A 22308-nucleotide genomic window follows, 5' to 3' on the forward strand; every position below is an offset into this window, starting at 1 on the left:
ACGCGCCGGATCACGGCGCAGCGGGTCACGACGCGCGCGATGCGCGCTCGCCGTCCATCGCGCGGCGCAGGCTCGCGGGGCGCATGTCGGTCCAGACTGTCTCGATGTGCGCGAGACAGTCGGCTTTCGGGCCGCTCACGCCGACTTCGCGCCAGCCGGCCGGCACGGGCCGGAACGTCGGCCAGATCGAATACTGTTCTTCGTCGTTGATGACGACCGTATAGACGAGGTCGTCGGTGTCGGCGGAAGGCGTCGTGGCTTGCGTCATGATCGGAAATCGCTGAGGCGGTTGAAGGTGGCGAAGCGGCGGAGTCGGCCGCTCCTGTCTGATAGACGATTGGCCGGCGCGGTTTTTTACCGGCGCCGGGCGCGACCGCCCAGGAACACCGGGCACGCGACGCCGCGATGGCACGCGTCGAGGCATTCCGCGCAGTGGCGCTCCGCGTCGCGCACCATGAAATGCACGAGCGTCTGCGACACGTTCAGCGCGCGCGCCGCGGTCTGCAGCGTCTCCTCGCGCAGCCGCACCATCTCGAATGCCGCGCGGCTGCGCGCCGGCAGGTCATCGAGGGCGGCCCACACACGCCGCAGCGTGTCGCGCGTCAGCAGCGCGGCTTCCGGCGTCGGCTCGGGCGACGGCACGTCGAAGCCGTCGTCCTCTTCCGTGTGATAGACGTTCTCGAGGCTTTGCCGGCGGCACGCGTCGATCGACGCATTGCGCACCATTCGCGTCACGTACGCGACCGGCTGGCGCACCGCGTCCTGGTTCGGGAATTCGACGAGCTTCACGAACACGTCGTGGACGACATCCTCGGCGCGGCTCGCGCAGCCGACGAAGCCGCGCGCGACATTGACGAGCATCGCGCGATGCGAGATCAGCACGTCGAGCAACGCCCCCTGCGCACGGGGCTCCGCGGCACGGCACGCACGCAGCGGCCGATCGGAATGACGGCCGAGGAACGGGTTCGCCGCTGCCGCCGCCGGTCGGTCGAGCACTTCCGCCATCGCCATCGATCTGCTCCGTCAAATTCCGAGATAGCGCAATTTAACGTAAACGCAAATCATTCTCAATCCGATTACGGGATGACCCTTTCGACTACCAGGATTTGTCTGAATAATCGCCGGAATCGTTGCATGAACAGACGGGACGCGCGCGGCCGGTCGCGGCACGCGGCCACCCGCGCGTCCGTCCGGCGCGCATGGCTGGCGTCGCGCCGACACGATCTTTCACGAGTCTGACGAAACGCCTGCGCCTGTCATGCGCGGTAGCAACTTATTACCACGTGAAATTTTGAGGGCTCGTACGATCGACTTGCCGTTTCCAAGGGAGAACAACATGAAATCCATCGTGTTATCCGCTGTCATGGTGGGCGCGCTGTCGAGCGTGATGCTCACCGGTTGCGTTGCCTATCCTGCCCCGGCCGAAGTCACGATCGGCTGGCATGGCGATCGCTACTGGGACGGCAATCGCTACTGGGAGCGCCACGACTGGGAGGCTCAGCATCCGGGCGGGCATGACGACCGCCGCGACGATCGCCGGGACGACCAGCGGCCGCAGTGGTAAGGCCCCGCCGCTCCCGTGACCCGCTATTCAACGACCGCACCTCAACATGAAGACGCTACTGAAAACCCTGACCGTCGCGGCGCTCGCCGCCGCCGTACTCGTACCGGCCATCGCCGAAGCGCATCCGCACCGGGTGTGTCACTTCGATCATCACCATCACAAGATGTGCCGCTGGGTGCGCTGAGCCTCGCGCAGCAGATGCGAAAAACGCCGGCAAGCCGGCGTTTTTTTCGTTTTACCGACTCTGCGGCAACAACCTGCGTCGCACGATGCAACGCACGCCGCTCACGCCGCACAGCGCTCAATACAGAAAAATCCGGATCGTCGCCGACGCGTCGAACGGCCCGATCTTCGGCGGTCCGAACGACTTGAGCACCGCGTCGAGCATCACGCTCTGATTGGCGACGTTGGCCGCAAACTGCGCGAGCGTGAATTGCTTGTTGAATTCGATCGCCTTGCCCTGGCTGTCTTCCAGACCAATGCCGAAGTTGCTCTTGCTTTCAGGCACCAGCAAGCCGTTCTGCACGTCGCCCTTCGTCGCTTCAAAGTAACCGTCGACGCGCACCGGGATGCTGCATTTCTTCGTCAGCGACAGCGAAAACCGCTCGCGCGGCACGGCCGGCAGGAAGCCATTGCCGGACGCCTGCACCTGGCGGAAATTGACGATGCCGGGCTCGGGCGTCACCAGCACGTCGACGGTGCATGGCGTCGGCTTGAGTTTCTGCAGCCCGCTCAGGTAGTAGCGGAAACTTCCATTGCTGTTCAGCCCGCGCTCGCCGTCGAACTGGAACACCGCATAGGTGTCTGACGGCGGCGTCACCCACGTTCCGCGCTTGCGCACGACAATCTGATACGTGATGCTGATCGGCACCTTGGGGCACAACCCTTGCCCGACCTCCCAATCACTCAAACGGCACACGCCCACGGAACTGCCCGTTTCGATGCGATCACCCAGCAAGCTGCCGTGCCCGTAATGGTCTTCGCCACCGTAGCGAATGCCGACTTCGAGCCCCCATGCAGCCGGATTCTGCGTCGCCGGATTCGCGTAGAAGTAAACCGGCTCGGGAAAGTTCTGCAGCCTGGGGATATCCTTGTAGCAATAGCCGGTCGTCGTGCGCGGTGGCGAGACCCAGATCACGTAGCCGTCCGGCGCATCGGTCGGATACGACGCGACATTGCCGATCGATTCGGTCAGCGACATGCCGCTGCCGTTCGCGACACATTTCAACGCCCACGCCGGCTGCGCAAGCGCGACGAACAGCGCGAGCACACACCACCGGAGCCACTTGGGCATCCGCGCCGTCACCCCGCTTCGCGTGCCCCAGCTCATTTCTTCACGCTCTTGCAAGCACCGGCCTCACACGCATACTCCACCGCCACCTGGCCGCCGTAGTCGTCCACATGCGTGACGAACAGCGTCGACAGCGTCGCGGCCTTGAACGGCACGTCGGCCGTGCTCATCGGGCTGATCATCACCGGGTCCAGCGGCACGGGCGTCTTCTGCGCGCCCGACGCCACGTCGACGATCGTGATGTGATAGGGCGTCGGGTTGTCGAACACCAGCTTGTGCGCGGCCGCGTCCACACGCAGCGTCATCGGCAGCGTCCAGTCCTCGTCGCGCACCGGCTGCACGGCCTTCGGCCGGTAGAACAGCTTCATCTGCGTATGCAGCGCGATCTGCAGCGAGTTCGGCACATCGCTCTTCGGCGGTACTTCGCGAATGTTCAGGTAGAACACCGTTTCGCGATCGGCCGGCAGCTCGGCACCCGGCAGCTTTGCGATCCGCAGCACGTTGCGCTCGTTCGCTTCGACGCGTTGCAGCGGGGGCACGACCATCAGCGGCGACGTGATCTTGTTGTGTTTCTCGTCCTCGAGCCAAGACTGCACGAGATACGGATAGGTCGTGCTCTTGTTGGTGATCGTGACGATCGCAGCCTGTTCGCCTTCGTTGAAGATCACTCGTGTGCGGTCCGGCACGATCGCCGCCTGCGCGGCACCCGCGAGCAGCGCGCCGGCGGTGGCGAGCACGCACCATGCGCGCCGCGGAAAGGAAAGGGAGAGGGAATGGTTCATCGCTGGATCCGTGAAATCATCGTTCGACCCGCGCAGCCGCTGCATGCGACTCGCCGGGTGTCTGGCACGTCACCGGAATCGGCGTGCCTTCGAGTTGAAGCTGGTTCGGCAGTGCGTCGACCGTGCAAAGCGTGCGTTCGCCCGCCCGCACCGCGAGCGTGGATTTCGGCTGAACCTGGGTCAGGAACGCTGCACCGCCCTCGCCGACGATGCCGAGTTCCTTGCCGTTCGCCGCGTCCTGCACGGACGCGCCGAACGGCATCGGCTTGCCGGCCGCATCGGTCAGCGTCAGGTACAGGTTGCTACCGCGCGCGGCAGTGAACTTCACGAAGCCGATCGCGCCGTCGGTCAGCACCATGCGCTGGATCGGGTTCGTCACCTGCACTTCGAGCGGCAGCTTCTCGACGTTGACGGTCGCGTCGTACACGTTGTACGGCGAGATGCCGTCGAGCACCCCATAGCCGCGCGAATCGGTATGCGTGAGCGAGCCGGACAGCGGTACGTCGGGCACGCCGTCGGTGGACACCAGCAAGCGCGTATCGCCCGCGTTGCCGTTCGCGTGCGCGGAGATGCCGTACTGCGTCGCGACGAACGAGCCGTCGACCTCGAGCGACGCGGCCGCATACGAATTGGCAAGCGTCGACGCCTGCGCGGTAAGCTGGTACGTCGACGAGCGCTGCCGGAAGCTCGCGTTCGCCGATGCACGACCGTCGGTCGCGCCCGTATTGATCTGGTAGGTACGGCCGTCCGCATCGTCGTAGATGTAGCCGGCGTTCACGCTCGTACTGCCGCTGCCCGTCGTCAAGTTCGACGTGACGGTGTGTTTGACGCCGATCGGCAGCGTCGCGGTGACGGAGAACTGGTTGCCGCTCGCGCCCGCGCTCTGCGTGCGAAATGCCGACACGTTCACGCTCACGTTGCGCAGCGCGCCGATCGAGAACGCGCGCGTCAACGTGATGCCGACGCGCTGCTCGGACGCGCGCGCCCAGTAGGTCGTCTGGTCGTACGAGAAATAGGTCGACGTGTCGCCGAAGCGCTTAGACATCGACGCCGAATAGCGCTGCTTGCTGTTGGCAAGGCCGTATGAAGTCGGATCGCCCGTGAACTGTGCGAAGTTCGTGTACTCGCGCTCAGAAAAACGGTAGCCGAAGAAGCGCACGTCGGCATCGAGCGTATCGAAGTGCTTCGAATAGTTGACGCGGTACGAGTTGCCGTTGCGTGTCGCGCCGTTCCACCACAGGCGCGCCCGTGCATGCGTGACGTCGGCCGACAGCGCGCCGAACGATCCGAAATCGCGACCGAGGCCCAGCGCGATCGACGTATAGCCCGACGCGGCGATGAAACCGCCGTACACGGTGAAGTCCAGCGGCAGGCCGTATGCCACTTCGCCGAAACCGAAGAATGGCGTAATGCCGGCGCCGCCGAACTGGCGCGGCTTGCCGAGCGCCATCTTGTAGCGCAATTGCCCGGTACGCGCGAGGAACGGCACGGCTGCCGTCGTCACCTGGAAACGCTGCACGCTGCCGTCCTCTTCCTCGACCGCGACGTCGAGCGTGCCCTGCACGCTCGTGTTGATGTTCTGCAGCGCAAAGGCGCCCGGCGACACGCGCGTCACGTACAACACGCGGCCTGCCTGCGACACGGTCACGGTCGCGTTGGTGCGCGCGACGCCCGAGATCAGCGGCGCATAGCCGCGCAACGACGGCGGCAGCATGCGGTCGTCGCTGCGGATCGACGCGCCCGTCAGCGCGAACGTGTCGAAAATGTCGGAGCTCAGGTAGTCGTCGCCGAACGTCGCGGTCGATTGGATCGACGGCAGCGCGCGAAATGCGTAAAGCCGGCTGAAGCGGAACGTTCGGTCCGCGTACGCTGTGTTGCCGACGTTCGACTGCGCCTGGTAGTCGCCACGAAAGCGCCATGCGTCCCAGTTCGCGCCGATCGTCCCGTAGGCCTGGATCGAATTCGTCTGTCGGCCTGCCGCGCCGAAGCTGCGGTTGGTGTTCGCGATCACGCGATAGTCGAGCATCGCGCCGGGAATCCCTTCGGACCAGTTCTCCGGCGGCAGGTAGGTCGAATCGGTGAACTCGAGCGCGGCCTGCGGAATCGTGATCTTGAGCCGCCCGTCGCTTTTCAGGTAACGCACGGTCGCCCCTTCGATCGCCGTCAGGTCGACGCAGCTTCCGCCCTGGAAACGCGGCAGGTCCTTCGCAAGCGACGGCTTCAGGCCGAACCGCGCGACGAGTTCCGGTCGCAGGCACGGCTTGCCCGCGCCGGACGCGTCGACGGCCACGAACTCGATCGCCTGCAGCCCGAGGAACAGGTCGTTGACCTGCACGTCGAGCATGTACTCGCCCGGCAGCGTGAAGTCGGGCTGCGAGAACTGCGACAGGTCGACGTTGCTCGTTCCGCCGATGTCGAGGAACGACGAATTGAATTCCGTCGCATGGCTCTGGCTGCCGACAACCAGCACGGAGACGCAAAGGAAGGAATGTCTGATTCGCACGCGGCGCTACCGGAAGTCCGAGGAGAAGAAAACAGGAAGGAAAGAAGAGGGAGGAAGGGATGCATGCACCCCTCCTCCGATACAGGCGCTTACTCGTAGCGAACCGTGAAGTTCGCGACGCTGTCGGCCGTACCCGGCGTCACGCCGGCAGCCGTCGCTTCGTAGCGCGCCCCGAACGTCACGGTGTTGTTGCCCTTCGACAGCAGCGTCGGCGCAGCTTGCTCGACGCCGTTGTCGAGGTCTTCACCCGACGCGCTCTGCAGACGGATGCCGACGTTGGTTGCGGAACCGATCGTTGCGAGCAGCTTCGGCTGCGTTGCGTTCGACGTGCCCGTGAACGTGAACTTCGCCTGCTTCGACACGCTGGTGTCGCAATCCGTCAGCGTGATCTGGAACGTAACCGGCTGGGACTTGTCGCCAGCCTTCGTGAACGCGTTGGTCGGCACCTTGCCGAGCTGCACGGTCTGGTTGACCGAACCCGAATCGATGCCGCATGCGCCCGCGACGATCTCGCCCTTGAAGTTGATCGTGCCGGTGCCCGCTGCGAAAGCCGAGGTCGACAGGGCCGCGAGTGCGACAGCGGTCAGGAGGGATTTTTTCATGACGTTACCCGTAAGGAGTACAAATGGAGTAGATGACGTGGCGGACACAAACGGCAGCGTGTGGTGGCTCCCGTCCGTCACGAGGCGGCATTATCGAGATAAACATGAAAGTTTTCTGTAAATCATTGTCAAATCCCTCTGACAATGTCCGATTCACCCCTCTAAATTCACATTCTTTCCTGTCAATTTTCAATCCATTTATTTTTATCCGCAGTCCTTCTTTATTTTTCGGAAGCAATTGAAGATTAAAGAAATTTTCGAACGACAACCGACACTGCCCCGCTCACCCTTGCTGGCATTGACTCCCGCAAGATCCCTCCGGAAAAAGACAAAACATTGTCCGGCTCCGCCATCGTTGTCATACGGCAACACCAATATCAAATCATTTTCAACAAACAGGAAATTAACCGGCGATTTAATCAAGCCAATTTTTTCGCGCAAACGATTGCGATATAAATACAAACGTTTTACTGCGACACTTTGCCGCCCTCATTATTTCCAATACATGGATTAATCCGGACGTCAATTCCGGAACGGAAAGCGCGTGCCTGCGTGGCCGCCGGAACCCGACATTCGGGCCGCATCGCAGGTGCGAAGAAAGGAAAAGTGAACCGCACACGTTTGCGCGTCCGGCGACACGAACGGTCGCCGGACGCGGGTCGTTCCGGAACGCACATGTGCGCGCTGCCGCAGGATGACAAACGTCCTGGCCGGCCTGTCGGTGGGGAAATTCGGTGGAGAAAGATAGCGCGAGAACAGCGATATCGGTCGAAGCAAGCGGCGGCGGCACGTCGCATCGTACCGCCGCCGTTGTGCCGCCTGGCGCGCTGCCGCGTCAGGCGACGGGTATTACGCGGACGCCTCGGCCTCCGCCGACACCGGCGACCAGCCGCCGCCGAGCGCGCGGTACAGCGTGATCGCATTCGCGAGCCTGAGCTGCTTGAGCCGGATCAGCTCCTGCCCCGACTCGTAGGTACTGCGCTGCGCGTCGAGCAGTTCGAGATACGTCGCCACACCCCCCGCGTAGCGGCGCTCCGCGAGCTTCAGCCGCGCGCCGTCGGCCGCATACACGTCCTGCTGCGCGGCAAGCTGGCGATCGATCCAGTCGCGCGCGGCGAATGCGTCGGCCACTTCGCGGAACGCGGTCTGCACCGTCTTCTCGTATTCGGCCACCGCGATGTGCTTGCGCGCGTTCGCGACGTCGAGGTTCGCGCGATTGCGTCCGCCCGCGAAGATCGGCAGCGTGATGCGCGGCGCGAACGTCCACACGCCCGTGCCGCCGGTAAACAGGCCCGAGAATGCGTCGCTGACCGAGCCGTAATCGGTCGTCAGCGTGATGCGCGGGAAGAACGCCGCGCGCGCGGCGCCGATCTGCGCGTTGGCGGCCTTGAGCCGCGACTCCGCCTGCCGGATGTCCGGCCGCCGCTCGAGCAGCGCACTCGGTGCGCCGGGCGCCACGGGCGCGATCGACAGCGTGTCGAGCGCGGTCGTGTCGCCGGGCGCGTTGCGCGCGAAATCGCCCGCGAGCAACTGCAGCGCCCGCACGGACTGCGCATGCTCGCGCTCCAGTGCGGCCTGCGACGCGCGCGCGGAGGCCACCAGCATCTCGGCCGAGCGCAGTTCGATCGCGTCGCTCGTGCCGGCTGCATAGCGGCGCTGCGTGAGCGCGGCCATGCGTTCGCGTGCGTCCAGCGTACGCTGCGCCAACGCGAGCTGTTCGTGCAACGCGCGCTCCGAGACGTACGCGCCCGCCACATCGGCAATCACGCCGATACGCACCGTGCGCTGTGCGTTGGCCGTCGCGAAATACTCGGCGAGCGCCGCGTCGGACAGACTGCGCACGCGGCCGAACAGGTCGAGCTCGTACGCGCTGATGCCGACGCCCGCGCGATACAGCCCGCTGATCGCGCTTTCGCGCACGACCGGATCGTACTGACGCGCACGGTCATAGCCCAGATTCGCATCGACCGACGGCATCAGGTCCGCGCGCTGCACACCGTACAGCGCACGCGCTTCCTCGAGCCGGCCGGCCGCGACCCGCAGGTCGCGGTTGTTCGCGAGCGCCGCATCGATCCATGCCTGCAGCGCGGCATCGGTAAAGTACGTGCGCCAGTCGTCAAGCAGCGCGGCGGCGGCGGGCGACGTTGCGGCCGCCGCGGGTGCGGCACCGCCGTCGACCGGCGCATAGGTAGCCGGCACCGGCGCCGCCGGCCGCTCGTAACGCGGCGCAAGCGTGCAGCCGGCCAGCGCAAGCGCGGCGGCCAGCGCTACCTGAACCCGCAGCGCGGCGCGTGCATTGAGCGCAAACATCATTGGGAACCCTCCATCGTCGCCGGCTGCACCCCGCCGCGCCGGCGCGGGCCGACGTCGAACAGGCGGCCGACGATCACGAAAAACAGCGGGACAAGGAACACCGCGAGCACGGTCGCCGTGATCACGCCGCCCAGCACGCCGGTGCCGATCGCCATCTGCGCGCCGGACGCGGCGCCCGACGCGAACGCGAGCGGCAGCACGCCGACGCCGAACGCGAGCGACGTCATCACGATCGGCCGCAGCCGCAGACGCGCGGCCTCGAGCGCCGCGTCGACGAGCGACATGCGCTGCGCGACCAGGTCCTTCGCGACTTCGACGATCAGGATCGCGTTCTTCGCGGACAGCCCGATCGTCGCGATCAGCCCCACCTTGAAGTAGATGTCGTTCGGCATCATCCGCAGCGTGACGCCGAGCACCGCGCCGATCACGCCGAGCGGCACGACCAGCATCACCGCGAACGGGATCGACCAGCTCTCGTAAAGCGCCGCGAGCGCGAGGAACACGACGAGCACCGACAGCGCGAACAGCATCGGCGCCTGCGCGCCCGACAGCCGCTCCTCGAACGACTGCCCCGACCACGAGTAGCCGGTGCCGGCCGGCAGCTTCCCGGCGAGCCGCTCGATCGCGGCCATCGCCTCGCCGCTGCTGTGGCCTTCCGCGGCCGAGCCGTTGATCGTGAACGACGGAAAGCCGTTGTAGCGCGTGAGCTGCGGCGGCCCGAGCGTCCAGTGCAACGTCGTGAACGCCGCGAGCGGCACCATCTCGCCGCGCGTGTTGCGCACGCGCAGCTTCTTCACGTCGTCCGGATCGAGCCGGTGCAGCCCGTCGGCCTGCACGATCACGCGCCGCACCTGCGTGCCGTGCATGAAGTCGCCGATATAGTCGGAGCCGAACATCACCGCGAGCGTCGTGTTGATCTCGTCCATCGACACGCCGAGTGCGGAGGCCTTCGCACGATCGATGTCGAGCTTCAACTGCGGCGCGTCCTGCGTGCCGGCGAACATCAGGTCGGTCAACGCCGGATCCTCGCGGCCCGTCGCGAGCAGTTGCTCGCGCGCGGCGCTGAACGTCGCGTAGTCGAGCCCGCCGCGGTTCTGCAGCCGGAAGTCGAAACCGCTCGTCGAACCGAGATCGGGCAGCGCCGGCGAGTTCATCGCAAACACCGTCGTGTTCGGCGTGCCCGCGAAGCGCTCGTTGATGCGCGCGACGATCGCCTGCACGTGCGCGTCTTCGGACTTGCGCTCCTTCCAGTTCTTCAGCGTGACGAAGATCATCCCGCCGTTCGGCCCTTCTCCGTACAGGTTGAAACCGCCGAGCGCATACGTGTAGGCGGCCGGCTCGTCGCGGCGGATGGTCGACTCGACTTCCCGCACGCTCTGCATCGTTTCCGCGAGCGGCGTGCCTTGCGGGCGGATCACCATCACCATGAAGTTGCCCTGGTCCTCGTCCGGCAGGAACGCGGTCGGCAGCTGCGTGAGCATCAGCCCCGCGGCACCGGTCAGCGCGCCGTACACGACGAGCCAGCGCACCGGCTTCTTCAACATCTTGCCGACGCGCGTTGCGTAGCGCTGCGTCGAGCTCGCGACGAAGCGGTTGAACCAGCCGAAGAAGCCGCGCTTCTCGTGATGGTCGCCGGACACCGGCTTGAGCAGCGTCGCGCACAACGCGGGCGTCAGCGACAGTGCGAGGAAGGCCGAGAAGCCGATCGACACCGCGAGCGACAGCGCGAACTGCCGGTAGATGTTGCCCACCGCGCCACCGAAGAACGCCATCGGCAAGAACACCGACGTCAGCACCACGGTGATCCCGACGATCGCGCCGCTGATCTGCTTCATCGCCTTGACGGTCGCATCGTAGGGCCCGAGCCCCTCCTCGACCATCAGCCGCTCGACGTTCTCGACCACGACGATCGCGTCGTCGACGAGGATGCCGATCGCGAGCACCATCCCGAACATCGTCAGCACGTTGATCGAGAAGCCCGCCGCATACATCACGCCGAACGTGCCCGCGAGCGCGACCGGCACGACGAGCGTCGGGATCAGCGTCGCCCGCAGGTTCTGCATGAACAGGAACATCACGAGGAACACGAGCACGCCGGCCTCGATCAGCGTCGTGACGACCTTGTTCATCGACACGCGCACGAACGACGACGTCTCGTACGGGATCTGGTACTTCACGCCCGGCGGGAAATACGCGGACAGCTCGTCCATCGTGGCGCGCACGCGCTTCTCGGTGGAGACCGCGTTCGAGCCCGGCGCGAGCTTGATGCCCATCCCGGTCGCGACCTTGCCGTTCACGTACGACGGGTAGTTGTAGTCGTTGCCGCCGAACTCGATGCGTGCGACGTCGCGCAGGTACAGCGCGGAGCCGTCGGCCTGCGTGCGCAGCGCGATCGCGCCGAAATCGGCGGGCGTCTTGAGCGGTGCATCGGCGAACACGGTCGCCGCGATCGGCGCGCTGGCCGGCACCGCGGTGCGGCCGATGTCGCCGATCGTCACGCGCGCGTTGTGTGCGCGCACCGCCGACGCGATATCGGACGCGGTGAGGCCGTGCCCGGCCATCTTCACCGGGTCAGGCCAGATCCGCATCGCGTACTCGGCGCCCCAGAACTGCACCTTGCCGACGCCCTCGACACGACGCAGTGCCTGCACGACGTTCGCCGACGCATATTCGCCGAGCTGCACGCCGGTCATCCGGCCGTCGTCGGACGTCAGCGACACCACGAACTGGATGTTGTCGGCGGCCTTCTCGACCTGGATGCCGTCACGCCGCACGGGTTCGGGCAGCCGCGCCTCGACCGTCTTCAGCCGGTTCTGCACTTCGACGGCCGCGAGATCGGCATTCACGCCCTGCTTGAACGTCAGGTACAGCGACGCCATCCCGGCGCTGCTGGTGGCCGACGTGTACATCAGCCCCGGCGCGCCGTTCATTTCGCGCTCGATCAGCGCGGTCACCGATTCCTCGACGACCTGCGCGGACGCGCCCGGGTACGTCGCATAGATGCTGACGACGGGCGGTGCGATGTCCGGGTACTGCGCCACGGGCAGCGCGCGAATCGCGAATGCGCCGCCCAGCATGATGAAGATTGCGATCACCCACGCGAAGACGGGGCGATCGATGAAGAAACGTGCCATGGTGGTGTGGTGTTAACCAGTCAGGTTTGACGGGCGGCCGCCTGCGAAGCGGCTGCTGCCGGCGCCGCCTTCGACGGCGGCGCCTGCTCGACGGGCTTGACGGCCGTCTCGGGCGCGAACTGCGCGGCGTTGTCGATGATCACGCGCTCGCCGCCCGCGAGGCCGCGCGTGATACGCCAGTCATGGCCGGTCATCTGGTCGGCCACGACCTCGACGTCCTTGACCTTGCCGTTCGTGCCGACGACCCGCACCGACGTGCGGTCCGTCGTGCGCAGCAGCGCATCGCGCGGCACGAGGATCGCCCGCTGGTCGACGGCTGTGTCGAGCGCGATCCGCACATACGCGCCCGGCAGCAACTCGCGCTCCGGATTCGGGAACAGCGCGCGCATCGCAACCGTGTCGGTGGTCGGATCGACCGCGAGATCGCTGAACAGCAGCTTGCCCTTCAACGGATACGCGGTGCCGTCGGCGCGCAGCAGCGTCACTGCGATGTCGTGCTGCGCGATGCCCGTTGCCCGCCCGCTCTTCACCGCGCGGCGCAGCGCGTCGACGTCGGCGGCCGGCTGCGAGAAGTTCACGTAGATCGGATCGAGCTGCTCGACGGTCGTGAGCGGCGTCGCCTGGTCCTGGCCGACGAGCGCGCCTTCGGTCACGAGCGCGCGCCGTGCGCGGCCCGCGATCGGCGCGGTGACGGTCGCATAGTCGAGCTGCAACTGTGCCCGTGCGAGCTCCGCCTTCGCGGACGCGACGTCGGCCTTCGCCTGCGTGTCGTCGGCAACGGCCTCGGTGTGGTCGCGCTCGCTCACTGCGCGGTCGCGCACGAGATCGTCGTAACGGCGGCGCTTGTCGCTCGCAGCAAGAGCGGCGGCCTGCGCCTTCGCGAGCGCACCCTGCGCGGCATCGCGCGCGGCCTTCAGCGGCGCGGGATCGATGCGGAACAGCACCGCGCCCTGCTTCACTTCCTGGCCTTCCTCATAGGTGCGTGCTGTCACGATGCCCGCGACCCGTGCGCGTACTTCCGCTTGCCGGTATGCGTCGAGCCGGCCCGGCAATTCGACGGTCATCGGCACGGCCGTCGGATGCACCGTCACGACCGTGGCCTGTTTCGCGGTCTCCGGCGCGGTGTCCTTGTCGCCCTTTCCACATCCGGCCAGGGCCAGCACGGCCACCAGCGCGAACGGCGCCAGCCGGTGGCGCATCAGGGAGCGATTGTTATTCATGTATGACCTCGGATCGATCGCCGCCGATAAAATGCGGCAGCTCAGGGTGGCCGATTATAATCAGTCACGACTGATTAAATACACACCACTTCAATCTGACCGTCACACTGTCTCAATAAAACGACAGCGAACTGTAAGGAATCTCAGGACATGGCCCGCAAGACCCGCGAAGAATCGCTCGCCATCAAGCACCGGATCCTCGACGCCGCCGAGCTCGTGCTGCTCGAGAAAGGCGTGGCGCAAACCGCGATGGCGGATCTCGCCGAGGCCGCCGGGATGTCGCGCGGCGCCGTCTACGGCCACTACCGCAACAAGATGGAAGTGTGTCTCGCGATGTGCGACCGCGCGTTCGCGCGCACGTCGGAAGGCTTCGACGCGGGCGACGGGCTGCCGCCGCTCGCCACGCTGCGGCACGCCGCATCGCACTATCTGCAGGAATGCGGCGAGCCGGGCCCGATGCAGCGCGTGCTCGTGATCCTCTATACGAAGTGCGAGCAGAGCGAAGAGAACGGCGCGCTGCAGCGGCGCCGCATGCTGCTCGAATTGCAGATGCTGCGGATCACGAAGGCACTGCTGCGCCGCGCGATCGCGGCCGGCGAAATCGCCGCCGATCTCGACGTGCATCTGGCCGCCGTCTATCTCGTGTCGCTGCTCGAAGGCGTGTTCGCGTCGATGATCTGGACCAACCGGCTGCGCGGCAACCTGTGGAACGACGCCGAGGCCATGCTCGACGCCGGCTTCGACACCGTGCGCACGTCCGCCGCGTTGCGCAGCCGCGCGCACAAATTGCCGGCCTGATTGAAATTGTCGTAATAAATGCTGATTTAACCCGATTTACCGCACTGCGAAACGAATGAGCTGACCCCCTTTAAAATTTTTAACGTTTTGCGGAACATCGGTAGACTGACGCTGTCATCTTTCTTTAGCGTCTTCGTGATAACCGGGTACGACCCGGTATGCACGCCGCCGTTCGAAGCGGGCCCGCCCCGCGCGTTGGGTCGAACGGAAACGACACAGGCCCCTGGCGGGGCCTGTTTTGTTGCACGCCCACCGCCCGCCCCGTCGCTGCCCGACGGCTGTGCCGCCGGTGGCCCCTGCCCACACCCCTTTGAACCGCTTTCCTGGATGTGGACACCTTGGTCAAGTCTGCCGCTACCCCTGATGCTTTCGCGCCCGGCCGCGCGCAGCGCATTGCGCGCGCGCTCGTGCCGGCCGCTGTGCTCGGCACCCTCGCCGCCCTCGGCCTCGCCGCACTGCCGGCCGTGTCGCAATTGCCGGGCGCCGTCGACTCGGGCACGGCCGCGCTGCCGCAGCGCGTGCTGTCCGACACGCCGTTTCCCACCGCGCAGCATTTCGTGACGAGCGAGCTTGCCCGCACGCTCGGCGAGCCTAACGATGCTGGCGAACGCCACGACCGCAGCCAGCAGCCGGGCCTGTTCGCACCGCTCAGCGCACACCGCAACGACATGCTCGGCTATGCGAGCCTGTTCCAGTTCGCGGCCCCTGCAAACCAGCACGGCATGCGCGCGGGCGATATCGAGCTCACGCTGTCCGATACGCTGAACCGTCTCGACGTGCCGCCCGAGGTGCGCATCCAGCTCGGCGATCTCGTCAGCGGCAAGGTCGCGATGCGGGCGAGCGCGCAGCGCGGCGACTATTACCGCGTCGCGTTCGATACGAACGACGGCACACCGCGCCTCACCGCGCTCGAACTGCGCGTCGCCGGCCGCACGTTCGGCGCGATCTGGTTCCGCGCACCGGGCGCCGAGCACGGCGCGTATTACGCGCTCGACGGCTCGCCGCTCGAAGCCGCCGCCTTCACGATGCCGGTCAAGTGGACGCGCATCAGCTCGTTCTTCGGCGAGCGCATCCATCCGCTGTCGCAGGCGATGGCGTTCCACACGGGCGTCGATCTCGCCGCGCCGACCGGCACGCCCGTCGACGCGGCGGCCGACGGCGTCGTGTCGTTCGTCGGCACCGATCCGGGTGGCTACGGCCGCTACGTGATCGTCGATCACGCCGATGGTTACTCGACCTACTACGCGCACCTGTCCGCGTTCGCGCACGACCTCAAGACGGGCGAGACCGTGAAGCAGGGCCAGCGCATCGGCTCGGTCGGGATGACCGGCGCCGCGACGGGCCCGCACCTGCACTTCGAGGTGCGCGTCGCGAACAATCCGGTCGATCCGCTCGTCACGCTCGCGAGCGCGCAGACGGCGCTGTCCGACATGCAGCTCACCGCCTTTCGCCAGGAAGCGGCGCAATGGCGCTTCCGCCTCGCGTCGATCAATACGGCGCCGTTCGCGTTCGCGCAGAACGACGGGCCGCTGTGGGGCGATTTCGCGACCGACTCCTCGACGCTGCGCGCGGTCTTCAATACGCGTTACTCCGCGTCGTGATGCACCTGCCACGCGCCGTCGCTCGACGAGCAGCGGCGCGCGGCAGGCCCTCTACCGTTCTTGTCCGCCCTGCCCGGCGGGCTGTCGGCTACGCAGGTTCACCGACACATCCTCACCGGCATCGCGAGACAGCCGCAAACTGCCTTTATCGTGCGGGTTCCGTACACTCGCCCGCCACCTGCGCAGCGCGTTCCGCGCGCGGGCCCCGCGACAGCAGCCAGCGTGCCGCGCCGTCGAGCGACGTGCACAGCACCAGATAGATCAGCGCAACGAACAGAAAGATCGGCGCCGGATACACCATCAGCCGGTTGTTCACCTGCGTCGCGACGAACGACAGCTCCGGCACGCCGACGATATAGGCAAGCGACGTGTCCTTCACGAGCGCGACCCACTGGTTGACGAACGACGGCGTCATGATCCGGATCGCCTGCGGCAGCAGCACGAAGCGCACCGTCTGCCAGCGCGTGAGCCCGAGCGACAGCCCGGCCTGCCATTGCCCGTCGCCCGCCGCGACGATGCCCGCATGCACCGCGTGCGCGAGATACGCGCCGCCGATCAGCGCGAGCGCGCACACGACCGTCGCGAGCCCCGGCACGTCCATGTGCAGCAGCATCGGCATCAGGAAGTAGGTCCAGAAAATCAGCATCAGCACCGGAATCGCGCGGAAGAAGCCGATGAACGCGAGTAACAGCACGCGCGCCGGCCCGCGCGCGAGCGCCATCGCAACGCCGAGCGCGATGCCGAGCACGGCCGATGCGACGGCCGACGCGATCGCGAGCAGCAGCGACAGCGCGGCCCCGCCGAGCGGCCCTTCCGGAAATGCGCCGACGAGCAGGTACGGCAGATTGGCGAGCAGCAGCGAAAAATCCATCGTCAGCGCCCCGCTCCCAGCCGGTCGCGCCATTGCGTCGCCGCATACGCGCCCGCCTCGATCGCGGCCACCGCCGCGACGTACAGCACGGTCGCGACGCCGAATGCGGCGAACGTCTTGAACGTCTCGGTCTCGACCTGCCGCGATGCATACGACAGCTCGGCCACGCCGATCGCCATCGCGAGCGACGAGTTCTTCACGAGATTCATGTATTGGCCGAACAGCGGCGGCAACGCGATGCGCACCGCCTGCGGCAGCACCACGTAACGCAGCGACTGCATCGGCGTGAGGCCGAGCGCGGCCGCCGCATCGTGCTGCGCGCGCCGCACGCCGCGCAGGCCGGCTTCACACTCTTCGGCGACGAATGCGGCCGTATAGGCGCTCAGCCCGACCCAGCCCGCAACGAATTCGAACGACGGCCATGCGAGCGTGAACGGGCCGATGCTCAACGCATGGCGCGCATTCAGCCACGCGATCCACGTGTCGGGCAGCAGCGACGCGACACCGAAATACCAGAACAGCAACTGCACGAGCAGCGGTGTGTTGCGGAACGTGACGACGTACGCGGCCGCGACCGTGCGCGGCGCCATGCCCCGTGCATGCCGCATCACCGCCAGCAGCAGCCCGCCGGCGGTCGCGGCGACGGCCGACGCGGCCGCGAGGCCAAGCGTCAGCAGGAAGCCCTGCCAGAGCCAGGACAGATATTTGGGAGCCAACCCGAGCATGCTGTGTTGCGGGCGCGAAGCGCGCGATCGGAAGAAAACGGAAAGCGCCGCGAGGCCGAGGGTCCAGCCGAGCGCGGCGCGCGTGCGAGGAAGCGGATCAGGTCTTGTCGCCGATCCGGAAGATGCGCGTGAGCGGCGTCTTCGTCGTCGGCCCGAACCATGCGTCGTAGATCTGCACGGCGTGGCCGTTCGCCTCGAGCCCCTTCAACGTGTCGTTGACGAAGCCGAGCAGGCGCGTCTCGCCCTTCGGCACGCCGACGCCCATGTAGTCGTTCGAGATCGTGAACGCCGGGATCTCGTAGTTCTGCTTGTCGGGCACGTTCGCGAGCAAGCCGATCAGCTTCGGGCCGTCCTGCGTGATCGCTTGCACGTTGCCGGCGCGCAGCGCGGCGAACGCGAACGGCGTGTCGTCGTACGCGACGATCGTCGCCTTCGGGAATTTCTCGCGCAGCGTGATCTCGTTGGTCGTCCCCTTGTCGGCACCGACGCGCAGCGCGTTCAGTTGGTCGGCCGATTTCAGCACGCCCTTCTTCGCGAGAAACTGCTGGCCCGACGAGAAATACGGAATGCTGAAGTCGACCTGCTTCGCGCGCTCGTCGGTGATCGTGAAGTTCGCGAGCACGAGATCGACCTTGCCGGACGTCAGGAACGGAATGCGGTTCGCGGGGTTGGTCGGCTGGAGTTGCAGCTTCACGCCGAGCTTGTCGGCGAGTGCCTTCGCATAGTCGACGTCGAGGCCGACGATGTGATTGCTCTTGCCGTCGACATAGCCGAACGGCGGGTTGCTGTCGAACGTCGCGACGCGCAGCACGCCGGCTTTCTTGATGTCGTCGAGACGGTCCGCATGCGCGACGGTGCCTGCGGTAATGAGCGCGGCCCCGACGAGCCACGTAGCGAGCGTGTGGAATTTCATGAGCATGACCTGTTTTGTTATGAAGGCCGCCGCGGATCGCGCGGCGGCCCGGTTCGAAGAACATCGCGATGGAGTGTGTCGTCGCGAAGCCGCTAACGTATCAGCGCGTGCGGTAATTCCGAACCAACAAATGGTGCTTTGCTCAGCGGGTTTCGTGATGAGCCACGTGGGCCGCGGGCGTGGCATGGCACTGCCCGCCACGCGCCCCTTCCCGCTTGCCGCGCATCACCCGGCGAGCGCCGTCGCCGCCTCGTCGATCAGCGCCGCGACCGCCACCGGTTGCGACGCAAGCGACGCATGGCTCGCATCGAGCGTGATGACCTTGCGCGCGCCCATCCGCGCCGACATCCGCTGCTGGTTTTCAGGCGCGATCATCCGGTCCTCGCTCGAGATCTGGTACCACGACGGCTTCACGCGCCAAGCGGGCGCCTGAACGGTGTCCGCGAACGTGCTCGCCACCGGCGCCTTCTGCGTGACGGCCATCACGAGCGCTTCGTCTGACGAAAGATCCTGGCAGAAGCTCTCGTGGAATTTGTCGGGCTTGATCCACAGATAGCCGTCGCTGTCGGGGGCGAGGTTCGGCGCGGCCGCCGGCAGGTGTTCCTGCGTGATCCCGCCGGGGCTTTCACCGGCGTCCGGCGCGAACGCGGCGATGAACACAAGGCCCGCGACGTTCGGCAGGTTGCCGGCCTCGCTGATCACCGCGCCGCCGTACGAATGGCCGACCAGCAGCACGGGGCCGGCCTGTTGCGCGACCATCTTGCGCGTGCGTTCGGCGTCATCGGCGAGCGACGTCAGCGGCACCTCGACCGCATGCAGCGATGTATGGCCCTTGCGCGCGAGTTCGACGATCACTTTCGCCCAGTGCGCGGCGCCGCCCCAGAAGCCGTGCACGAGCACGATCGCGGGTTTGCTCATCGTGTTTCTCCTTGACGTGGCATGTCATCGAACCGTCACCGGCCCGGCCGATCCGGACCGTCGCGCGGACATGCAGCAACCAGCATAGGCGAGCGGCCGCACGCGACCAACCCCGCCGGGGCCGGCGTGAGATGCAGCGCACAAAAAAAGACGCCCGCTGCAAGCAGCGGGCGCGAATCCCAGTCAAGGAGGTGTCACACGAACTACGGGCCCAGATTAAGGAATTCGCCCGTCATGGACAACGAATCGATTTCAATATCGATATGACGGGACACGCTCACGCGGGCACTTCGCGGGTCGAGCAGTGGATGCCGCCACCGCCCGACGCGATGCCGAGGATGTCGACCTGCACGATCGCCCGGTTCCCCGCATACGGCCGGATCGCGGCGACTGCGGCCGCGTCGGCTGCCGCATCGTTGAACTTCGGCATCACGATCGCGCCGTTGCAGGTATAGAAGTTGATGTAGCCGGCCGCGAAATGCGACATCTGCCGCTCGTTCAGGCTCGTGCCGGCCGACGTGCCGAAATTGACCGGCGGCACCAGCTCGACGATCTTCAGCGGCCGGCCGTTCGCATCGGTCTGGCCCGCGAGCCGTTGCCGGTTGGCGTCCGTCAACGCGCGTTCGCCGGTCGAATTCGACGCGTCGTAACAGCACGCGACCACGCCGGGCGCGAGAAAGCGCGCGTAGAAGTCGACGTGCCCGTTCGTGATGTCGGTCTCGCCGGCCGGGGTCGCCGCGCCGCCGGCGCCGCCCACGCCGCTGCCACGCGGATAGGTCGCGGTGCCCGGCAGCCAGATGATCTTCCGCACGCCGAGCGTGCGCCGCAGTTCGGCGAGCACCGTGTCTTTCGCCGTCGGCAGCAGCGTCGCATTCGCGATCACGCCGTTCGGGATGTCGAACAGCTGCCGATTCCGGTTCACGTGCAGCACGGACGACTCGGTGAGGATCGCCGTCGCGTCGCCGTCGAATTCGATCGCGCCGCCTTCGAGCGTCAACGTGCTGCGGATCAGGTTCGCGCCTTTCCGCTGCGCCATCCAGCCCGCCACCGCCTTGTCGCGACCGAACGGCTGGAAGAACTTGCCCGCCTTCGAACGGTTGCTCGCGGCCGCGACTTCCGGCGGGACCGTCGCGCCGGGGCTCATGCCGGCGCCGTCGGTGTTCGCGTTGCCCCAGCCGTTGAAATTGAAGCCGACCGCATTCAGCGCATTGTCGTTCGTCGTATCCCTGACGAACAGGCACCCTGTGTCGCGCACCCAGAAATCGTTGAAGCCGTCGGCGAGCGGCACGAGGTTGATCCCGCCCGCGGCGCGTGCCGCGTAGCGCGCATGCAGGTCGGGGTTCGCGACGCTCGCGGTCGCGAGCAGCGCGCGGGCCGCGTCGAGATCGGCCGGCAGCACCAGCATGTCGACCGGTTCGGTCGCGCCGATCGCCTTCGCGACGTCCATCAGGTCGGCACGCACGCGGTCGATGCCGGCGTCCGTGCTTTGCGGCGTGACCGGCAACCAGATGCCGTCCGCGCCGGACGCGAACGCCATGTAGGTCGACGCGTGCGTCGCATCTTCTGCCGGCAGCCGGTACGTGACCGGACGCGTCGACGGCGTCGTGCCGGGTGTCGTGCCTGGCGACGTGGAAGCCGCGCCGGATGCACCGTCGCCGCCACCACCGCAAGCAGTCAGGCTGCCCAGCAGCGGCAAGCCGAGAAAAGCGGCCGAATATCGGATGAAGCCGCGCCGGCCGGTATCCGGCGCATGCTGCGTACGCTTGCCTGCGCTCGCGTGGGTACGTCGTTTCGTCATGTTTCAACTCCATTGCGCGGTCGGCGCGCACGCGCGCGCGCCGGCTTCCGTCTCGCAAGACGGATTCCGCATTGTTTTCAGTAGTCCGGAACGAACTGCCGCCTGCTACGGTCGTGCGGGCCGGTCACGCATGCCGGCCCATGGCCGTGCTCAGGCCGGCTGCTGTTGCGTCGTGCAGTGGATGCCGCCGCCGCCCGCGGCGATGCCGTCGATGTTCAGCTGGATGACTTCGCGGCCGGGAAACAGGTCGACGAGCGTGTCGCGCGTATTGCGGTCGGCGCGACTGTCGCCGAACTCCGGCGCGATCACCGCGCGATTGCACACGTAGAAGTTGATGTAACCGGCCGCGAACTCCGCGTTCTCGTATTGATGCCGGACGGTCTTCGGCCCCGGCAGCACGACGACCTTCAGCGGGCGGCCCTTCGCATCGGTGGATTTCCGCAGGATCTCCAGATGCTGCCGCGTCACCGCATGGTCGTACGACGACGGATCCGTGTCGAGCCCGGCTACCACGACACCCGGGCTCGTGAAGCGCGCGTAGAAGTCGGTATGCCCGTCGGTGATGTCCTTGCCTGCGATGCCCGGCAACCAGATGATCTTCTTCAGCCCGAGCAGCCGGCTCAGCTCCGCCTCGCACTGTGCCTGGCTGACGCCCGGATTGCGGTTCCGGTTGAGCACGCAGCTGCGCGTGATGATCGCCGTGCCCTCACCGTCCACCTCGATGCCGCCGCCTTCCAGCACGAGCTTCGTGTCGACCAGCCGTGCCCCGGCGCGCTCCGCCACGAACGGCGCGACTTCCGCGTCCTGGTCGTGTTCCTGCTTGTTGCCCCAGCCGTTGAAATTGAAGCTCACGCCGCCGAGCTGGCCCGACGCGTTCTTCACGAACACGGGCCCCGTGTCGCGCATCCACAGGTCGTCGACCGGATGCTGGACGAGCTCGACCGACGAACCGCACAGCCGCGACGCGACCGCGTAGTCCTCCTCACGCACCAGCATCTTGAGCGGCTCGTGCGCGGCAATCGCCTTCGCGATCGCGGCCAGGTTCGCACGCGCGACGGGCAACAGCCGCGCGCCCCAGATGTCCTCGCTCGGGCCGAACGCCATCCAGGTCGCCGTGTGCGGCGCACCCTCGTCCGGCATGTGCCAGGTTGCGCCCTGCTGCGCATGCGCGGCGCGGCCGAGCATCCCGCCCAGCGCGCTGGCGGCCAGCGCCGCACCCGATACGGACAGGCCGCGTTTCAACAGTTGACGTCTCGTTGTCATGGCATTCCTCTT

19 protein-coding genes are annotated in these 22308 nt (G+C 66.6%); 4 read left to right on the forward strand and 15 right to left on the reverse strand.

Annotated features, from left to right (window positions below; translation table 11 throughout):
• Positions 1 to 25: 25 nt before the first annotated feature.
• Together BDO18943_RS12575 and BDO18943_RS12580 are read right to left on the reverse strand one after the other, a co-directional pair.
• Positions 26 to 268 (reverse strand): MbtH family protein, encoded by a 243-nt coding sequence (locus BDO18943_RS12575; protein ID WP_021163602.1) that lies wholly within the window; start codon positions 266 to 268, stop codon positions 26 to 28.
• 86 nt (positions 269 to 354) lie between these two features.
• Positions 355 to 1011: an RNA polymerase factor sigma-70 gene (locus tag BDO18943_RS12580; RefSeq protein WP_175022537.1), complete on the reverse strand. Its 657-nt coding sequence runs from the start codon at positions 1009 to 1011 to the stop codon at positions 355 to 357.
• Positions 1012 to 1336: 325 nt separating this feature from the next.
• Here BDO18943_RS12580 and BDO18943_RS12585 point away from each other — a divergent pair, with 325 nt between their 5' ends.
• Complete coding sequence (locus tag BDO18943_RS12585; protein ID WP_175022538.1) at positions 1337 to 1564, forward strand: hypothetical protein; 228 nt, start codon at positions 1337 to 1339, stop codon at positions 1562 to 1564.
• Between the two features lie 46 nt (positions 1565 to 1610).
• Positions 1611 to 1748: an HHHH-motif protein gene (locus tag BDO18943_RS12590; RefSeq protein ID WP_011351930.1), complete on the forward strand. Its 138-nt coding sequence runs from the start codon at positions 1611 to 1613 to the stop codon at positions 1746 to 1748.
• 117 nt (positions 1749 to 1865) lie between these two features.
• Here the strand turns inward: BDO18943_RS12590 and BDO18943_RS12595 are convergent, their stop codons facing one another.
• The 7 genes from BDO18943_RS12595 to BDO18943_RS12625 form a co-directional block, all read right to left on the reverse strand.
• On the reverse strand, positions 1866 to 2894 hold the full coding sequence (locus BDO18943_RS12595) for a fimbrial protein (protein ID WP_175022539.1): 1029 nt from the start codon (positions 2892 to 2894) through the stop codon (positions 1866 to 1868).
• The gene (locus BDO18943_RS12600) at positions 2891 to 3637 is read right to left on the reverse strand and encodes a fimbrial biogenesis chaperone (protein ID WP_175022540.1); all 747 of its coding nucleotides are present in this window, start codon (positions 3635 to 3637) and stop codon (positions 2891 to 2893) included. Before BDO18943_RS12600 ends, BDO18943_RS12595 begins: the two co-directional genes overlap by 4 nt.
• A gap of 16 nt (positions 3638 to 3653) precedes the next feature.
• A complete protein-coding gene (locus BDO18943_RS12605) occupies positions 3654 to 6140 on the reverse strand; it encodes a fimbria/pilus outer membrane usher protein (protein ID WP_456151296.1) in 2487 nt (828 codons plus the stop codon).
• Between the two features lie 89 nt (positions 6141 to 6229).
• Positions 6230 to 6742, reverse strand: a complete 513-nt coding sequence (locus BDO18943_RS12610; RefSeq protein ID WP_175022542.1) for a fimbrial protein — start codon at positions 6740 to 6742, stop codon at positions 6230 to 6232.
• Positions 6743 to 7591: 849 nt separating this feature from the next.
• Positions 7592 to 9052 (reverse strand): efflux transporter outer membrane subunit, encoded by a 1461-nt coding sequence (locus BDO18943_RS12615; RefSeq protein WP_175022589.1) that lies wholly within the window; start codon positions 9050 to 9052, stop codon positions 7592 to 7594.
• Positions 9052 to 12189: a multidrug efflux RND transporter permease subunit gene (locus tag BDO18943_RS12620; protein ID WP_175022543.1), complete on the reverse strand. Its 3138-nt coding sequence runs from the start codon at positions 12187 to 12189 to the stop codon at positions 9052 to 9054. The genes BDO18943_RS12615 and BDO18943_RS12620 overlap by 1 nt, the downstream gene beginning before the upstream one ends.
• Before the next feature lie 20 nt (positions 12190 to 12209).
• A complete protein-coding gene (locus BDO18943_RS12625; RefSeq protein ID WP_175022544.1) occupies positions 12210 to 13409 on the reverse strand; it encodes a MexX/AxyX family multidrug efflux RND transporter periplasmic adaptor subunit in 1200 nt (399 codons plus the stop codon).
• A 150-nt stretch (positions 13410 to 13559) separates the two neighbouring features.
• Between BDO18943_RS12625 and BDO18943_RS12630 the strand changes: the two genes are divergently transcribed.
• On the forward strand, positions 13560 to 14207 hold the full coding sequence (locus BDO18943_RS12630) for a TetR family transcriptional regulator (protein WP_175022545.1): 648 nt from the start codon (positions 13560 to 13562) through the stop codon (positions 14205 to 14207).
• Positions 14208 to 14545: 338 nt separating this feature from the next.
• Entirely contained in the window at positions 14546 to 15808 is a 1263-nt protein-coding gene (locus BDO18943_RS12635) for a M23 family metallopeptidase (RefSeq protein WP_175022546.1), read from the forward strand.
• 145 nt (positions 15809 to 15953) lie between these two features.
• Here BDO18943_RS12635 and BDO18943_RS12640 read toward each other — a convergent pair whose 3' ends face one another.
• The 6 genes from BDO18943_RS12640 to BDO18943_RS12665 form a co-directional block, all read right to left on the reverse strand.
• Positions 15954 to 16679: an amino acid ABC transporter permease gene (locus BDO18943_RS12640; protein WP_175022547.1), complete on the reverse strand. Its 726-nt coding sequence runs from the start codon at positions 16677 to 16679 to the stop codon at positions 15954 to 15956.
• 2 nt (positions 16680 to 16681) lie between these two features.
• Positions 16682 to 17404, reverse strand: a complete 723-nt coding sequence (locus BDO18943_RS12645) for an amino acid ABC transporter permease (protein ID WP_175022548.1) — start codon at positions 17402 to 17404, stop codon at positions 16682 to 16684.
• A gap of 97 nt (positions 17405 to 17501) precedes the next feature.
• Complete coding sequence (locus BDO18943_RS12650; RefSeq protein ID WP_175022549.1) at positions 17502 to 18317, reverse strand: ABC transporter substrate-binding protein; 816 nt, start codon at positions 18315 to 18317, stop codon at positions 17502 to 17504.
• 225 nt (positions 18318 to 18542) lie between these two features.
• Positions 18543 to 19235 carry an alpha/beta hydrolase gene (locus tag BDO18943_RS12655; RefSeq protein ID WP_175022550.1) on the reverse strand — a complete coding sequence of 231 codons (693 nt, stop codon included), beginning with the start codon at positions 19233 to 19235 and terminating at the stop codon, positions 18543 to 18545.
• Positions 19236 to 19512: 277 nt separating this feature from the next.
• Positions 19513 to 21033, reverse strand: coding sequence for an agmatine deiminase family protein (locus tag BDO18943_RS12660; RefSeq protein ID WP_175022551.1), 1521 nt, complete (start codon positions 21031 to 21033; stop codon positions 19513 to 19515).
• 150 nt (positions 21034 to 21183) lie between these two features.
• Positions 21184 to 22296 carry an agmatine deiminase family protein gene (locus BDO18943_RS12665; RefSeq protein WP_175022552.1) on the reverse strand — a complete coding sequence of 371 codons (1113 nt, stop codon included), beginning with the start codon at positions 22294 to 22296 and terminating at the stop codon, positions 21184 to 21186.
• Positions 22297 to 22308 lie beyond the last annotated feature (12 nt).

This window comes from Burkholderia aenigmatica (genome assembly GCF_902499175.1).
Taxonomy (GTDB): Bacteria; Pseudomonadota; Gammaproteobacteria; order Burkholderiales; family Burkholderiaceae; genus Burkholderia; species Burkholderia aenigmatica.

Coding starts and splice junctions, on each gene's coding strand:
- BDO18943_RS12650 (WP_175022549.1), bottom strand. CDS start 18,317: ATGAAATTCCACACGCTCGCTACGTGGCTCGTCGGGGCCGCGCTCATT.
- BDO18943_RS12640 (WP_175022547.1), bottom strand. CDS start 16,679: ATGGATTTTTCGCTGCTGCTCGCCAATCTGCCGTACCTGCTCGTCGGC.
- BDO18943_RS12620 (WP_175022543.1), bottom strand. CDS start 12,189: ATGGCACGTTTCTTCATCGATCGCCCCGTCTTCGCGTGGGTGATCGCA.
- BDO18943_RS12625 (WP_175022544.1), bottom strand. CDS start 13,409: ATGAATAACAATCGCTCCCTGATGCGCCACCGGCTGGCGCCGTTCGCG.
- BDO18943_RS12660 (WP_175022551.1), bottom strand. CDS start 21,033: ATGACGAAACGACGTACCCACGCGAGCGCAGGCAAGCGTACGCAGCAT.
- BDO18943_RS12590 (WP_011351930.1), top strand. CDS start 1,611: ATGAAGACGCTACTGAAAACCCTGACCGTCGCGGCGCTCGCCGCCGCC.
- BDO18943_RS12645 (WP_175022548.1), bottom strand. CDS start 17,404: ATGCTCGGGTTGGCTCCCAAATATCTGTCCTGGCTCTGGCAGGGCTTC.
- BDO18943_RS12630 (WP_175022545.1), top strand. CDS start 13,560: ATGGCCCGCAAGACCCGCGAAGAATCGCTCGCCATCAAGCACCGGATC.
- BDO18943_RS12610 (WP_175022542.1), bottom strand. CDS start 6,742: ATGAAAAAATCCCTCCTGACCGCTGTCGCACTCGCGGCCCTGTCGACC.
- BDO18943_RS12595 (WP_175022539.1), bottom strand. CDS start 2,894: ATGAGCTGGGGCACGCGAAGCGGGGTGACGGCGCGGATGCCCAAGTGG.
- BDO18943_RS12600 (WP_175022540.1), bottom strand. CDS start 3,637: ATGAACCATTCCCTCTCCCTTTCCTTTCCGCGGCGCGCATGGTGCGTG.
- BDO18943_RS12580 (WP_175022537.1), bottom strand. CDS start 1,011: ATGGCGATGGCGGAAGTGCTCGACCGACCGGCGGCGGCAGCGGCGAAC.
- BDO18943_RS12615 (WP_175022589.1), bottom strand. CDS start 9,052: ATGTTTGCGCTCAATGCACGCGCCGCGCTGCGGGTTCAGGTAGCGCTG.
- BDO18943_RS12665 (WP_175022552.1), bottom strand. CDS start 22,296: ATGACAACGAGACGTCAACTGTTGAAACGCGGCCTGTCCGTATCGGGT.
- BDO18943_RS12575 (WP_021163602.1), bottom strand. CDS start 268: ATGACGCAAGCCACGACGCCTTCCGCCGACACCGACGACCTCGTCTAT.
- BDO18943_RS12585 (WP_175022538.1), top strand. CDS start 1,337: ATGAAATCCATCGTGTTATCCGCTGTCATGGTGGGCGCGCTGTCGAGC.
- BDO18943_RS12655 (WP_175022550.1), bottom strand. CDS start 19,235: ATGAGCAAACCCGCGATCGTGCTCGTGCACGGCTTCTGGGGCGGCGCC.